The 1,523-nt window shown below is 68.2% G+C and carries 1 protein-coding gene; it reads left to right on the top strand.

The annotated features are described in order from the left end of the window. Window positions 1-220: 220 nt before the first annotated feature. Window positions 221-1,408, top strand: a complete 1,188-nt coding sequence (zapE, locus tag K9U41_RS22810) for a cell division protein ZapE (protein WP_282643125.1) — start codon at window positions 221-223, stop codon at window positions 1,406-1,408. Window positions 1,409-1,523 lie beyond the last annotated feature (115 nt).

Below are 1,523 nucleotides of genomic sequence, written 5' to 3'. Positions count from 1 at the left end.
GCACCCGCGCCTTCGTTTCCGCTGTCATTGAGCCCATTCCCGTTCGCCGCAAGGACGTCTCGGGCATGGGCGGAGGAATTCATGCTTCGCCGGGCCTGTCCAGTGCGGCAAGAGCTGCGCCGGCATGCATTCAACTTTTCCCGCATCTGCTCTATAGCCAGCCCTGCCTTCGGCGAAGCACGGCGCCGAGACGTCCTTGCGGCGAACGGGAATGGGCTCAATGACAGCGGAAACGAAGGCGCGGGTGCGGGAACTGTATGCGGCGAAGCTGGCCGTGGGCGATATTTCGGACGATCCGGCGCAGGCCATGGTGGTGCAGGAATTCGCCCGCCTGGAGCTGGAACTGCGCGAGCGGGCCATGGCGCAGAAGTCCTCGGCGCTGGGCTGGCTGTTCCAGCGCCGCGCCCCGGTGCAGCCCAAGGGCATGTATGTCTATGGCAAGGTCGGCCGCGGCAAGACCATGCTCATGGACCTGTTCTTCGACGCCCTGCCGCCCCGGGCCAAGCGGCGGGCCCATTTCCACGAATTCATGGGCGACGTGCACGAGCGCATCTTCCGCGAGCGCCAGGCCCAGAAGGAAGGCGCCCGCAAGGCCTCCGACCCGATCATCGCCGTGGCTGCGGCGCTCGCGGACGAGGCGAAGATCCTGTGCTTCGACGAATTCCACGTCACCGACATCGCCGACGCCATGATCCTCGGCCGGCTGTTCGAGAAGCTGTTCGCCGATGGCGTGGTGGTGGTGGCCACCTCCAACGTGGCGCCGAAGGACCTGTATTCCGGTGGCCTCAACCGTGCGCTGTTCTTGCCGTTCATCGGCATGATCGAGGAGCGCATGCAGGTGATGACGCTGGATTCGCGCACCGACTACCGCATGGAGAAGCTGGAAGGGGTGTCCACCTGGCACACCCCCCTCGGCCCCGAGGCGGATGCGGCGGTGGCGCAGGCGTGGCGCCGGCTCGCCGGTCCCGGCGGCGGCGTGCCCGGCGAGATCGTGCTGAAGGGCCGGCGTGTCGCGATCCCGGCCATGGCCCACGGCGCGGCGCGCTTCACCTTCGCCAACCTGTGCGAGGCGGCGCTGGGCCCCAATCCGGATTACCTGCGGCTGGCGCGCATGTTCCACACCCTTGTGCTGGAGCACATCCCCATTCTGGGGCCGGACCAGCGCAACGAGGCCAAGCGCTTCATCTCGCTGATCGACACGCTTTATGATTCCAACGTGAAGCTCATCGCCTCGGCGGCGGCGGCGCCGGATGCGCTCTATCTCGGCACGGAGGGGGCGGAGGCGTTCGAGTTCGCGCGCACGGTGTCGCGCATCCACGAGATGCGCTCGGGCGAATATCTGGCGAAGCCCCATGGCCGGCCGGATTCGGCCGCGTCCGGGGACACCACGGGCCTCGTGGAGACGTAAGCGCCCGAACGGCCGATGTCCTTGACCGGTGCCGGGAGAGGGGGGCTCAAGCGCCGCGCCCCCTCCCAACCCTCCCCCGCACGCGGGAGAGGGCTATGGCCGACCGCCTCAGCGC

The sequence above is a fragment of the Xanthobacter autotrophicus genome, from assembly GCF_029991245.1.
Taxonomy (GTDB): Bacteria; Pseudomonadota; Alphaproteobacteria; order Rhizobiales; family Xanthobacteraceae; genus Xanthobacter; species Xanthobacter autotrophicus_C.
Note: the sequence above shows the minus strand (reverse complement) of the source record. Positions and strands in the feature narration are given on the sequence as shown.

Bases quoted from the DNA above. Each gene is read 5' to 3' on its own strand.
- zapE (WP_282643125.1), top strand. From the start codon at position 221: ATGACAGCGGAAACGAAGGCGCGGGTGCGGGAACTGTATGCGGCGAAG.